Raw genomic sequence first — 12,290 nt, forward strand, 5'->3', positions numbered from 1 at the left:
GCCACTATTGTCCGTGTCGGGCGTAGGATTTGTCGAGAAATCCTATCAGTCACCTGACTAAAGTGTGTGCAGACGCTCGGCGGCTCTGTCGAATTCACAGGCGTATGGATACTATGCGCGCCATGCAAATATCCTTCGATCACCCGCTGCTGCAACGTATCGTCGACGACCTGGCCGAAAAAGGCTGGTCGCAGCAGAACGGCTTCCTGCCCCAGGCTCTGACCCTGGAACTGGCGGCTGAGTGCCGTAAACGTGCGGCCGAGGGTGAATTGGTACCTGCCGCTGTAGGGCGAGGGCCGGCCCAGGAGATTCGCGAGGGCATTCGCGGTGACCATATCCAGTGGCTGGAAGAGGGCGATGCAGCGGTCTGCCAGACCTATATGGGATTGATGGACGGCCTGCGGCTGGCGATGAATCGCGATCTGTTCCTGGGCCTAGAAGACTTCGAAAGCCACTTCGCGATGTACCCGCCGGGTGCGTTTTACCTCAAGCATCTGGACCGTTTTCGCGATGATGACCGGCGCACGGTTTCGGCAGTGGTCTATTTGAACGACGCCTGGTTGCCTGAGCATGGCGGCCAGTTGCGCATGTACCTCAAGGACGGCGTCGAATACGATGTGGAACCCACCGGCGGTTGCCTGGTGGTGTTCCTGTCGGGGGAAGTGCCCCACGAAGTCCTGCCCGCTACGCGCGAGCGCTTGTCCTTGACCGGCTGGTTTCGCCGGCGGGGCAACGAGCCGTTTTGATATGGAAAAGATTCTGGTCAGCCGCTGTCTGCTTGGACACAAGGTGCGTTATGACGGCGGAGCCAGCGGCCCGTTCGATCCCTTGGTGCAGTGGCAGGCCGAGGGGCGAGTGGTCGCGATTTGCCCAGAGGTCTCGGGCGGCTTGCCGACGCCACGGCCACCCGCCGAAATCGCGGGCGGGCAGGGCGTCGACGTGTGGGAAGGTCGTGCGCGGGTGCTCACCGCCGAGGGCGAAGACTTCAGCGCCGCCTTCCTCGATGGCGCCCGCCAGGCGCTAGCATTGGTGCAGCGCCACGGCATCCGCATCGCCATCCTCAAGGCCAACAGCCCATCCTGCGGCAACCTGCTGATCTATGACGGCACCTTCAGCGGTCTCAAGGTGAGCGGCGAGGGTGTGACGGCGGCGTTGCTCAAGCATCATGGGGTGCTGGTGTTCAGTGAGCAGGAGTTGCCTGAAGCGGTTCAGGCACTGGCGCAATTGTAAGGGGCTGGTCCTTTAACCACTTGTGCGAGAGCGCTTTCAAGCGGCCATCGGCCTTGATCTGCTGCAGTGCCCTGTCCAGGCTGCTCTTGAACGCCGGGTTGCCCTTCTGGAACGGAATCGCCAGTTCCGGCTTTTCGAGATAAGCCTCGCTGAAATCGAACCGATCATTGAGCTGCGCAGTCATAGCGATATGGTTGATGGCCACGTCATATTTGCCGGTTTCGACGCCCGACAACAGGTCGCCGTCATCGGTGGTGATAAAGGAGGGACGCACATCCATTTCCTTGGCCAATTGTTCACCCAACTCCACTTCAAAACCGGTTAGCTTATTGCCGTCCTTGAAGTTGAGGGGCGGGGTGTTGGCTTCCAGTGCGATGCGCAGTTCGCCGCGATCAAACACATCGTCGATCAGTTCGGCATGGGCCAAAGGGCTCAAAAGGGGAAGTAAAAGTACAAGGCCAGGCGAAAAGCGCATGGTCGCTCCTAAAGAATTCAGCTGTGCGAGGTGCCGCCCAGCATCGCTTTGCTATGGTGTTGAGTGCCTTGGACAGCAATTTGTCGCGAAGTTGTCATAACCCAACAGATTTCCTGCAGAAACTGGAGAAGCGAATGAAAGCCTTATTGTCCCGTGCAACGATTGCCAGCCTGCTGCTGGGTGCCTCGATGTTGGCCACCGCCGCCGACGGCATCCCGCGTAGCGCGCCGCCTGAAGGTGCCAAAGTATTTATCGTGTCGCCCAAGGATGGCGCCACTGTGGATAAGACCTTTACCGTCAAATTCGGCATGGAAGGCTTGAAGCTGGCCCCGGCCACTGAACAGGCCCCGGGCACCGGCCACCACCACCTGTTGATCGACCAGAAAGAGCTGCCGGATGCCAGCGTACCGATCCCGGCCACCGAGACCGTGATCCACTACGGCAAGGCCCAGACCGAGACCGAACTGACCCTCACCCCAGGCAAGCACACCTTGCAACTGGTGGCCGGCGACAAACTGCACATGCAGTTCAACCCGACTGTGGCCTCGAAAGTGATCACGGTTAATGTGAAATAAAAAACGGGAGTCCCTGGCGGGGCTCCCGTTTTTTATAGCTGCAAGCTGCAAGCTGCAAGCTGCAAGCTGCAAGCTTCAAGCTTCAAGCTTCAAGCTATAAGCTGCAAGCGACAGCTTTTGCTTGCAGCTTCAAACTTGCAGCTTACAGCTGACTAGTACCTAGTCTCTAAAAAAGCACGCGGCTACGAATCGTGCCTTTGATGTGCTGCAGCTTCTCTTGCGCCAAGTCCGAGTACTCGGCGTCGACGTCGATGACCACGTAACCGACTTTCTCGTTGGTCTGCAGGAACTGACCGGAGATGTTGATGCCGTTTTCCGCGAAGACCTTGTTGATCTCCATCAGCACGCCAGGGATGTTCTGGTGGATGTGCAGCAGGCGGTGTTTGCCAGGGTGAGCCGGCAGGGCCACTTCCGGGAAGTTCACCGACGAAACGGACGTACCGTTGTCGCTGTACTTGACCAGCTTCTCCGAGACTTCCAGGCCGATGTTGGCTTGGGCTTCGGCGGTGGAACCGCCGATGTGCGGGGTCAGGATCACGTTATCCAGGCCACGCAGCGGGCTTTCGAAGACGTCATCGTTGGAGCGAGGCTCTACCGGGAAGACGTCGATGGCGGCGCCGATCAGGTGCTTGTCCTTGATCGCTTCAGCCAGGGCATCCAGTTCGACCACGGTGCCGCGTGCGGCGTTGATCAGGATGCCGCCTTTCTTGATGGCACGGATTTCCTTCTCGCCAATCATCCACTGGGTCTCAGCGGTTTCCGGAACGTGCAGGGTCACGATGTCGGACATGCCCAGCAGCTCGGTCAGGCTGGCCACTTGGGTGGCGTTGCCCAATGGCAGTTTGGTCAGGGTGTCGTAGAAGAACACCTGCATCCCCAAGCCTTCAGCCAGGACCGACAACTGAGTACCGATCGAGCCATAACCCACGATACCCAGCTTCTTGCCGCGGATTTCGAAGGAGTTGGCCGCGCTCTTGATCCAGCCGCCACGGTGGCAGGAAGCGTTCTTCTCTGGGATACCGCGCAGCAGCAGGATGGCTTCCGCCAACACAAGCTCCGCAACGGAACGGGTGTTGGAGTACGGTGCGTTGAACACAGCGATGCCGCGCTCGCGCGCTGCGTTGAGGTCGACCTGGTTGGTGCCGATGCAGAAACAGCCGACCGCCACGAGTTTCTTGGCGTGATCGAAGATTTCTTCGGTCAACTGAGTGCGTGAGCGAATGCCGATAAAGTGCGCGTCGGCGATCTTTTCCTTGAGCTGGGCTTCCGGCAGAGAACTGGTGATGTACTCAATGCTGGTGTACCCGGCGGCTTTCAGAACGTCGACAGCCGATGGGTGGACGCCTTCCAGAAGAAGGAACTTGATCTTGCTCTTATCGAGAGAAGTCTTGCTCATCTGCGTAAACCTGTATCCCGGAGAAAAATGGCAGGGAGTCGGATCACTTAAGCTGACCCGGACGGCAGGAAAGCCGTCACCGCAGAAACGCCCTTGGGCTCTGTCCTGCGGGGGCGGTATGCTAGCATACGCGCCCCGCTAAACACTCATTCCTGCGACGTGAAGCGTTCTCAGGATGACCATGAATTGTTCGAGAGTTCTGTCAATGACCCATCCTGCCCTGATTGATGAGCTAAAGACCCTGGTTGAGCCTGGCAAAGTGCTGACCGATGCAGACTCCCTGGAGGCTTACGGCAAGGATTGGACCAAGCACTTCGCACCCGCGCCTACCGCCATCGTCTTCCCCAAGACCATTGAGCAGGTGCAGGCCATCGTCCGCTGGGCCAACGAGCGCAAGGTGGCGCTGGTGCCATCTGGCGGTCGTACCGGCCTGTCGGCGGCAGCGGTGGCGGCGAATGGCGAAGTGGTGGTGTCGTTCGACTATATGAACCAGATCCTCGACATGAACCTCACCGACCGCACCGCCGTCTGCCAGCCGGGCGTGGTCACCAAGCAGTTGCAGAACGCTGCCGAAGAACACGGCCTGTACTATCCGGTGGATTTCGCTTCGTCCGGCTCCAGCCAGATCGGCGGCAATATCGGCACCAATGCCGGCGGGATCAAGGTGATTCGCTACGGCATGACCCGAAACTGGGTTGCCGGCATGAAAGTGGTCACCGGCAAAGGTGATGTGTTGGAACTGAACCGCGACCTGATCAAGAACGCCACCGGTTACGACATGCGTCAGTTGTTTATCGGCGCGGAAGGCACCCTGGGTTTCGTGGTCGAAGCCACCATGCGCCTGGACCGGGCACCGAAGAACCTCACCGCGATGGTGCTCGGCACCACCGATTTCGACTCGATCATGCCAGTGCTGCACGCGTTCCAGAGCAAGCTGGACCTGACCGCGTTCGAGTTTTTCTCCGACAAGGCCCTGGCCAAAGTCCTCGGTCGCGGCGACGTGCCGGCACCGTTCGAAACCGAGTGCCCGTTCTATGCGCTGCTGGAGTTCGAAGCCACCACCGAAGAAGTCGCCAACCACGCTCTGGAAACCTTCGAACACTGCGTTGAGCAGGGCTGGGTGCTGGATGGCGTGATGAGCCAGAGCGAAACCCAGCTGCACAACCTGTGGAAGCTTCGCGAGTACATCTCCGAAACCATTTCCCACTGGACGCCGTACAAGAACGACATCTCGGTCACTGTCTCCAAAGTACCGGCGTTCCTGCAGGAAATCGATGCAATCGTCGGTGAACATTACCCTGACTTCGAAATCGTCTGGTTCGGCCACATCGGCGACGGCAACCTGCACCTGAACATTCTCAAGCCGGAAAACCTGAGCAAGGACGAGTTCTTTGCCAAGTGCGCCACCGTGAACAAGTGGGTGTTCGAAACCGTCGCGAAGTACAACGGCTCGATCTCCGCCGAACACGGTGTGGGGATGACCAAGCGCGATTATCTGAGCTATAGCCGTTCTCCAGTAGAGATCGAATACATGAAAGCCGTCAAAGCGGTGTTCGACCCGAACGGGATCATGAACCCCGGCAAGATCTTCGCTGTTTAACCGCCCTCCAGGAGGCGTTCCATGAGCTACCAGCACAAGTATGTCGACGGCACCAACATCCACTTTCCGCTGGGCAAAGTGGTGTGTATCGGGCGTAACTACGCCGAACATGCCAAGGAACTGGACAACCCGGTGCCGACTGAGCCGTTGCTGTTCATCAAGCCGGGCAGTTGCGTCGTGGCGCTGGAGGGCGGTTTTGCCATTCCGACCGAGCGCGGTTCGGTGCATTACGAAGCGGAGATCGCTGTATTGATCGGCAAGCCGTTGTCGACCAAGCCCAGCCGCGAGGAAGTGCTGGACGCTATCTCCGGTTTCGCCCCGGCCCTGGACCTGACCCTGCGCGACAAGCAGGCCGAGCTGAAAGCCAAGGGGCTGCCCTGGGAAATCGCCAAGTCCTTCGACGGTGCGGCGGTGATTGCGCCGTTCGTGGTCGGCAGCACCTTCCCGGACATGACCGATATCGGCATTCGCCTGACGATCAATGGCGAAGTGCGTCAGGACGGCAACAGCGCGCAGATGCTTAACCCGATCATCCCGATGATCCAGCACATGGCCGGCTGTTTCTCGCTGCAGGCCGGCGATGTGATCCTCACCGGCACTCCGGCGGGTGTGGGGCCGTTGAACGTGGGTGATGAGCTGGTGCTGGAGTTGTCGGGCGTGAGCCGCTTCGAAAGCAACGTTCGCTGATTGCCTGGCGAAACCCATCTCGAGTGTGAGAAGGGGCAAGCCCTCCAGTCAGTTAAGCGTAACTGCCGTCTGTAGGAGCGAGCTTGCTCGCGAAAAGCCTCAACGATAACGCGTGTCGCCTGAATGAACGCGGCGTCTGTGGGTTTTTCGCGAGCAAGCTCGCTCCAACAAATAGCCTTGACTGACTGGCATCCGGCCTCTGAATCGCCGCTGCAGTGAAGGTTTTGCATTTTTTTCACACGCCATCCGGATAATTCGCAGCCTCCTGCGCGCGGGTTTTCAGATCCTGTGCTATCCCCTATAGCTGTCTTTCCGGAAAGCGCTCAATGGCCGTGTCTCTTCCCTCTTCGAAACCTAAGCTCCGCTCGCGCTTCGTCCTACGCTGGTATTCCTGGTTATTTCTGGTTGGTGTGGTCATCTATGGCGTCTCCTGGGCGATGCACTGGGATGATCGAGGCCTGTTGTGGGTTGCCGAGGGCTTCGAAACGCCAGCCGAACGCCAGGCCAGTATTTGGCTGCCTGACTACCAGGCGGTGATTGACGCCAAGTTGCTGCCCGGCATGGAAAAGGACGAGGCCTCGGATGTCTCCTACAACCCGCAGACCAAAACCCTGTTCTCGGTCATGGGCAAGAACGCGTTCCTCGTTGAGTTGAGCCTGCAAGGCGATGTGCTGCGCAAAATGCCGCTCAACGGCTGGAACAACCCGGAAGGCGTGACCGTGATGGAGAACGGTCTGATGGCCGTGGTGGACGAGCGTGACCACAGCCTGACCGTCGTCAAGGTCGATGCGGCCACCACCCAACTGAACAAAGCCGATTTCACAAGCTATGACCTGGGCCCGTCCAAGGATCAGAACAAAGCCTTTGAGGCCGTCACCTGGGACAAGCGCAACCAGCAAGTCGTACTCGGAGAAGAGCGCCCACCGGCGCTGTTTACCTGGAAAAGCGATGGCGGCACGTTGACGGGCGACAAGCAAAAGCTCGCCAGCACCGAGCTGGACATGCGCAACCTCTCCGCCCTGGCCATCGACCCACGTACCGGGCACATGCTGGTGCTGTCGGCAGACTCCCATATGCTCCTGGAGCTGGATGAGAAGGGCAAGCAAGTCAGCTTCATGACCTTGCTCGGTGGTTTCAACGGCCTCAAGCACACCATTCCCCGTGCAGAAGGCGTCACCATGGACGAGGACGGTACGTTGTATATAGTCAGCGAGCCGAACCTCTTCTATCGCTTCGAAAAGCAGAAATAGACTCCCTGATGCGTCGACTTGCCCGTCCCCTACCTGCGTTTTCCGTATTCTTGCTGATCGGCCTGGTTGCCGCCGGGATGGTCGCACAGCACTTTCGCCTGTTCGAGCGGGCCTGGTTCAACCTCCAGGCGTGGCGTCAGCCGGCTGACGAACGCTCCATTGGCCTGGCCGATTACCGCGTCACCCTCGAAGCCAAGGTCATCGAAGGGCTCGACGATGACGTCTCGGCGCTCACCTATGATCCGGTGCGCAAAAGCCTGTTCACGGTGACCAATAAAAAACCCGAATTGATCGAGCTGTCCCTGGACGGCGTGATTGTGCGGCGTATCCCGTTGATCGGATTTGGCGATGCCGAGGCCGTGGAGTTCATCAGCGACAACATCTACGTGATCAGCGATGAGCGCCAACAGCGGCTGATCAAGGTGCATGTGGACGACGACACCCGGTTTCTCGACGCCGCCGATGCGGAGCAGATGACCTTGGGTGTGCATACCGGAAATAACAAAGGGTTCGAGGGGTTGGCGTACGATTCGGTGGGCAAGCGCCTGTTCGTGGCCAAAGAGCGCGACCCTATGCTGATCTATGAGGTGCGCGGTTTTCCCCATTTCAAACCGGAAAAAACCTACTCAGTGCACGTGATCAACAACCCCAAGCGCGACGCAGGGTTGTTTGTGCGCGACTTCTCGAGCCTGCAATACGACGAGCGCAGCGGCCATCTGCTGGCGCTGTCGGATGAGTCGTTCTTGGTGTTGGAGCTGGATATCGACGGTCGCCCGCTGAGCAGTCTGTCACTGCTGAGCGGGCGCCATGGCCTGACAAAGCGGGTGCCGCAGGCCGAAGGGATCGCCATGGATGACGCGGGTAGTTTGTACCTGGTCAGCGAACCCAACCTGTTCTACACCTTCAAGAAAACGCTCAAGCCTTAAGGGTTTTCACGCCTTCGGCGGTACCCAGCAGCAGTACATCGGCCGGGCGCGCGGCGAACAACCCATTAGTGACCACACCGACAATCGCATTGATCCGGGTTTCCAGCTCCACCGGGTTGGTGATCTGCATGTTGAACACATCGAGGATGATATTGCCGTTGTCGGTCAACACGCCTTCGCGGTACACCGGGTCGCCGCCCAGTTTCACCAGCTCGCGGGCCACGTGGCTGCGGGCCATCGGGATCACTTCCACCGGCAGCGGGAACGCGCCGAGTACCGGTACTAGTTTGCTGGCGTCGGCGATGCAGATAAAGGTCTTGGCCACGGCTGCGACGATCTTCTCGCGGGTCAGGGCTGCGCCGCCGCCTTTAATCAGGTTCAGGTGCGCGTCGCTTTCATCGGCGCCGTCGACGTAGAACTCCAGGTCGCTCACGGTGTTGAGCTCGTACACCGGAATGCCATGGCCCTTGAGGCGCGCGGCGGTGGCTTCGGAGCTGGCTACGGCGCCGTCGAACGCGCCCTTGTGCTGGGCCAGTGCGTCGATGAAGCAGTTGGCGGTGGAGCCGGTGCCGACGCCGACGATGCTTTTGTCGTCGAGTTTAGGAAGGATTAAATCGACGGCGGCCTGGGCCACTGCCTGTTTGAGTTGATCCTGGGTCATGCGGGCTCCGGAGCGGGCGGGGAGTAAAGAGGGGCGCGAGTATAACCCAACAAAACCTCGGGATTCGTGTGGTCGTCCGGCCAAAAGCCGGGTTAGACTCCTCGGCCCTGCCCAACTCGCCCAGTGATTTCGCCGATGCTTGAACAGTACGTCAAAAAGATCCTCACCTCGCGCGTTTATGACGTTGCCGTAGAAACCCCGTTGCAGACCGCTCGCCAGCTCTCCGAGCGGCTGGGCAACAAGGTCTGGCTCAAGCGTGAAGACTTGCAGCCGGTGTTCTCGTTCAAGATTCGCGGCGCCTATAACAAGCTGACCCAACTGTCGGCCGAGGAACGTGCACGTGGCGTGGTCACCGCTTCTGCGGGCAACCATGCCCAAGGCCTGGCCCTGGCGGCCAAGGTGCTGGGGGTCAAGGCCACCATCGTGATGCCCAAGACCACCCCGGAGATCAAGGTCGAAGGTGTGCGCTCCCGTGGCGGCAAAGTAGTGCTGCACGGTGACTCATTCCCGGAAGCCCTGGCGTACTCGCTCAAACTGGTCGATGAAAAAGGCTACGTCTACATTCACCCCTACGACGATCCCCACACCATTGCCGGGCAGGGCACCGTGGCGATGGAGATCCTGCGCCAGCACCCAGGGCCGCTGGACGCGATTTTCGTACCGGTGGGCGGCGGCGGGCTGATCGCCGGTATCGCGGCGTACGTGAAATACCTGCGCCCCGAAATCAAGATCATCGGCGTCGAGCCGGACGACTCCAACTGCCTGCAGGCCGCCATGGCCGCAGGGGAGCGAGTGGTACTGCCAACTGTCGGCATCTTTGCCGATGGGGTGGCGGTAGCGCAGATCGGCCAGCACACCTTCGATATCTGCAAAGACTACGTGGATGAAGTGATCACCGTCAGCACCGATGAAATCTGCGCGGCGATCAAGGACATCTACGACGACACGCGCTCTATTACCGAGCCGGCGGGTGCATTGGGCGTGGCCGGCATCAAGAAGTATGTGGACACCCGAGGTGTCAGCGGGCAGACCCTGGTGGCCATCGACTCCGGCGCCAACGTCAATTTCGACCGTCTGCGCCATGTGGCCGAGCGCGCCGAACTGGGTGAAGGCCGCGAAGCCATCATCGCCGTGACCATTCCCGAGAAACCGGGCAGCTTCAAGGCGTTCTGCGAAGCCGTGGGCAAGCGCCAGATCACCGAGTTCAACTACCGCTACCATTCCGGCAGCGAGGCGCACATCTTCGTCGGTGTGCAGACCCACCCGGACAACGACCCGCGCAGCGCGCTGATCGCCAGTCTCACCAGCCAGGGTTTCCCGGTGCTGGACCTGACCGAAAACGAACTGGCCAAGTTGCACATACGCCACATGGTCGGCGGGCACGCCGCCAAAGTCAGCGATGAGCTGGTGTTTCGCTTCGAGTTCCCGGAGCGCCCGGGAGCGTTGTTCAACTTCCTCAACAAGCTGGGCGGGCGCTGGAATATTTCGATGTTCCACTACCGCAACCACGGTGCGGCGGATGGGCGTGTGGTCGCCGGCCTGCAAGTGCCGGCGGACGAGCGCCACCTGGTGCCTGCTGCGTTGCTGGAAATCGGCTACCCGTACTGGGATGAAAGCGAAAACCCGGCCTACCAACTGTTCCTCGGTTGAGCGACTACGCTGACTGAGCGGCCTTTAAGGAAATCGAGACCATGGAAACGCTGACCACCCTCAAGGTTATCCACATCACCGCCACCGTGTTGTTGTTGCTCAGCGGCCTCGGATTGGCGGTATTGGCCTGGCGCAAACGCAGCGCCGGCCCGGCGGTGACCGTGCAACGCCCGTGGGCGTTTGTCTGGCTGCTGATGGGGATTTGCCTGGTGAGCATGCCGTTTACCGGCTGGTGGCTGGTGCATCTGATCGGCTGGCCATTGGGGCAGACCTGGATTCTGGGCTCCAGCCTTCTCTACAGCGTGGCGGCGTTGGCCTGGTTCTGGCTGGTGGCGCGGCTTAACCGCCTGCGCAAGGGCGAGGGCGGCAGCCTGAATTTCACCTTGGTGCTGGCGGTGATCAGCGTGGTGGGGTTTGTGGCGATTGCCGGGTTGATGGGCGCCAAGCCCGTGTAGGAGCGAGCTTGCTCGCGAAAACGTCAGGATGACGCGGTTGGCCTGGATGCACGCGGTGTTCTCAGGTTTTTCGCGAGCAAGCTCGCTCCTGCAGAGTTGGTATCAGCTACGCAGCGTAATCACCGGCCACCCGCGCTTCTCGGCTTCGGCGCGCAAGTTCGGGTCCGGATCCACCGCCACCGGGTGGGTCACCTGCTCCAGCAACGGCAAGTCATTCATCGAGTCGCTGTAGAAGTAGCTGTCTTCCAGGCTATACCCGGTTTCTTCCAGCCAACGGTTCAAGCGTGTCACCTTGCCTTCACGGAAGCATGGCACGTCGGTGCTGCGCCCTGTGTAGCGGCCATTGTCCATCTCGCACTCGGTGGCGATCAGTGTTTCAACGCCCAGGCGCGCGGCAATCGGTGCGGTGACGAAGCGGTTGGTGGCGGTGATGATCACCAGTTTGTCGCCGGCGGCACGGTGTCTGGCCAGCAGCTCCACTGCCAGCGGCAGCATCAACGGGTCGATACAGTCGCGCATAAAGTCGTTGTGCCATTCTTCCAACTGGGCCATTTCGGTACGGCCGAGGATTTCCAGGCTGAAGTTCAGGTAGGCGGCATTGTCCAGCTTGCCGGCCAGGTAGTCCTGGTAGAACGCGTCGTTGCGGGCCTTGTAGGCCACCGGGTCAAGAATCCCGCGGGCGCACAGGTAATCGCCCCAGGCGTGATCGCTGTCACCGCCGAGAAGGGTGTTGTCCAAGTCGAATAAAGCCAGGCGCATTGCAGTTACTCGCTGAAAAGTCTGTAAAAAGGCGTCCAGAATACGGTCTTTTCACAAGAGTGCACATAAGGTAAGAAGCCTCGTTGCCGCTTCAGCAAGCTTTGTGGAACAATGCGGCGACATGCGTTTGCGAGGTTGTTGCCGTGATCGACCCCGATGGTTTCCGTCCTAATGTCGGGATTATTCTTACGAATGATGCCGGACAGGTGCTATGGGCTCGCCGAATCAACCAAGATGCCTGGCAGTTTCCTCAAGGCGGGATCAACCCCGACGAAACCCCTGAAGACGCCTTGTACCGTGAGTTGAACGAAGAAGTCGGCCTTGAGCGCGAAGATGTGCAAATTCTGGCCTGCACCCGTGGCTGGTTGCGCTATCGTTTGCCGCAACGCCTGGTGCGTACTCACAGCCAACCGCTGTGCATCGGCCAGAAACAGAAATGGTTTCTCCTGCGCCTGATCTCCAATGAGCAGCGGGTGCGGATGGATTTGACCGGTAAACCGGAGTTCGATGGCTGGCGTTGGGTCAGCTATTGGTACCCGTTGGGCCAGGTGGTGACATTCAAGCGCGAGGTTTATCGTCGCGCTCTTAAAGAGCTTGCCCCGCGCCTTTTAACGCGCGACTGACGA

14 protein-coding genes are annotated in these 12,290 nt (G+C 59.7%); 10 read left to right on the plus strand and 4 right to left on the minus strand.

Annotated elements, in window-relative coordinates:
- Positions 1 to 113: 113 nt before the first annotated feature.
- Positions 114 to 746 (plus strand): 2OG-Fe(II) oxygenase, encoded by a 633-nt coding sequence (locus tag EXW71_RS14615; RefSeq protein ID WP_134659266.1) that lies wholly within the window; start codon positions 114 to 116, stop codon positions 744 to 746.
- A gap of 1 nt (position 747) precedes the next feature.
- Entirely contained in the window at positions 748 to 1,230 is a 483-nt protein-coding gene (locus EXW71_RS14620; protein ID WP_134659264.1) for a DUF523 domain-containing protein, read from the plus strand.
- On the opposite strand, the gene EXW71_RS14625 is transcribed toward EXW71_RS14620, so the two are convergent.
- Entirely contained in the window at positions 1,181 to 1,705 is a 525-nt protein-coding gene (locus EXW71_RS14625) for a transporter substrate-binding domain-containing protein (protein WP_134659262.1), read from the minus strand. The genes EXW71_RS14620 and EXW71_RS14625 overlap by 50 nt on opposite strands.
- 134 nt (positions 1,706 to 1,839) lie before the next feature.
- Between EXW71_RS14625 and EXW71_RS14630 the strand changes: the two genes are divergently transcribed.
- Positions 1,840 to 2,280: a DUF4399 domain-containing protein gene (locus EXW71_RS14630; RefSeq protein WP_134659260.1), complete on the plus strand. Its 441-nt coding sequence runs from the start codon at positions 1,840 to 1,842 to the stop codon at positions 2,278 to 2,280.
- A gap of 166 nt (positions 2,281 to 2,446) precedes the next feature.
- On the opposite strand, the gene serA is transcribed toward EXW71_RS14630, so the two are convergent.
- The gene (gene serA / locus EXW71_RS14635) at positions 2,447 to 3,676 is read right to left on the minus strand and encodes a phosphoglycerate dehydrogenase (protein WP_123717122.1); all 1,230 of its coding nucleotides are present in this window, start codon (positions 3,674 to 3,676) and stop codon (positions 2,447 to 2,449) included.
- Positions 3,677 to 3,881: 205 nt separating this feature from the next.
- On the opposite strand from serA, the gene EXW71_RS14645 reads away from it, so the two are divergent.
- From EXW71_RS14645 to EXW71_RS14660, 4 genes are all read left to right on the plus strand, one after another.
- Complete coding sequence (locus EXW71_RS14645; protein ID WP_123717123.1) at positions 3,882 to 5,276, plus strand: FAD-binding oxidoreductase; 1,395 nt, start codon at positions 3,882 to 3,884, stop codon at positions 5,274 to 5,276.
- A 21-nt stretch (positions 5,277 to 5,297) separates the two neighbouring features.
- A complete protein-coding gene (locus EXW71_RS14650; protein ID WP_123717124.1) occupies positions 5,298 to 5,963 on the plus strand; it encodes a fumarylacetoacetate hydrolase family protein in 666 nt (221 codons plus the stop codon).
- A 326-nt stretch (positions 5,964 to 6,289) separates the two neighbouring features.
- Positions 6,290 to 7,213 (plus strand): SdiA-regulated domain-containing protein, encoded by a 924-nt coding sequence (locus EXW71_RS14655; protein ID WP_134659259.1) that lies wholly within the window; start codon positions 6,290 to 6,292, stop codon positions 7,211 to 7,213.
- An 8-nt stretch (positions 7,214 to 7,221) separates the two neighbouring features.
- Positions 7,222 to 8,139 carry an SdiA-regulated domain-containing protein gene (locus EXW71_RS14660; RefSeq protein WP_134659257.1) on the plus strand — a complete coding sequence of 306 codons (918 nt, stop codon included), beginning with the start codon at positions 7,222 to 7,224 and terminating at the stop codon, positions 8,137 to 8,139.
- Here EXW71_RS14660 and rpiA read toward each other — a convergent pair.
- Positions 8,129 to 8,800, minus strand: coding sequence for a ribose-5-phosphate isomerase RpiA (gene rpiA / locus EXW71_RS14665; protein WP_134659255.1), 672 nt, complete (start codon positions 8,798 to 8,800; stop codon positions 8,129 to 8,131). The two genes, EXW71_RS14660 and rpiA, sit on opposite strands and share 11 nt — an antisense overlap.
- 135 nt (positions 8,801 to 8,935) lie before the next feature.
- Here rpiA and ilvA point away from each other — a divergent pair, with 135 nt between their 5' ends.
- Together ilvA and EXW71_RS14675 are read left to right on the plus strand one after the other, a co-directional pair.
- A complete protein-coding gene (gene ilvA / locus EXW71_RS14670; RefSeq protein WP_123717128.1) occupies positions 8,936 to 10,450 on the plus strand; it encodes a threonine ammonia-lyase, biosynthetic in 1,515 nt (504 codons plus the stop codon).
- A gap of 41 nt (positions 10,451 to 10,491) precedes the next feature.
- A complete protein-coding gene (locus EXW71_RS14675; RefSeq protein ID WP_134659253.1) occupies positions 10,492 to 10,905 on the plus strand; it encodes a DUF2269 family protein in 414 nt (137 codons plus the stop codon).
- A 102-nt stretch (positions 10,906 to 11,007) separates the two neighbouring features.
- On the opposite strand, the gene EXW71_RS14680 is transcribed toward EXW71_RS14675, so the two are convergent.
- Positions 11,008 to 11,664 carry an HAD family phosphatase gene (locus EXW71_RS14680; RefSeq protein WP_134659251.1) on the minus strand — a complete coding sequence of 219 codons (657 nt, stop codon included), beginning with the start codon at positions 11,662 to 11,664 and terminating at the stop codon, positions 11,008 to 11,010.
- A gap of 143 nt (positions 11,665 to 11,807) precedes the next feature.
- On the opposite strand from EXW71_RS14680, the gene EXW71_RS14685 reads away from it, so the two are divergent.
- A complete protein-coding gene (locus tag EXW71_RS14685; protein ID WP_123717131.1) occupies positions 11,808 to 12,287 on the plus strand; it encodes an RNA pyrophosphohydrolase in 480 nt (159 codons plus the stop codon).
- Positions 12,288 to 12,290: the final 3 nt, after the last annotated feature.

The sequence above is a fragment of the Pseudomonas sp. BCA17 genome (assembly GCF_004519405.1).
Lineage (GTDB): Bacteria > Pseudomonadota > Gammaproteobacteria > Pseudomonadales > Pseudomonadaceae > Aquipseudomonas.